Raw genomic sequence first — 229 nt, forward strand, 5'->3', positions numbered from 1 at the left:
TGGATGCGTCGGGCGACAAGGTGTACCGCATCCTCAAGGGAGCCATCAGCATCCTGCCGCGGGACTTCACGGAGTTCGTGCTCGACTTCGTCGTCACGGCCCCGGCCACGACCCCCGCCAACGCGGGACTCATCGTCTACGACCGCAACGGCAAGGGCGGCGGGTACATCCGCTTCCGCCAGGCCGCGGCGGGGCCGACCTGGACGATCTTCGACGTCGCCTGGGAGGT

At 68.6% G+C, this 229-nt stretch carries 1 protein-coding gene; it reads left to right on the forward strand.

Annotation, left to right across the window (positions count from 1 at the left end):
- On the forward strand, window positions 1–229 hold a 229-nt coding region (locus KVS71_RS19570; RefSeq protein WP_217585350.1), incomplete at both ends, for a hypothetical protein.

Source organism: Microbacterium sp. GbtcB4, assembly GCF_019091465.1.
Lineage (GTDB): Bacteria > Actinomycetota > Actinomycetes > Actinomycetales > Microbacteriaceae > Microbacterium > Microbacterium paraoxydans.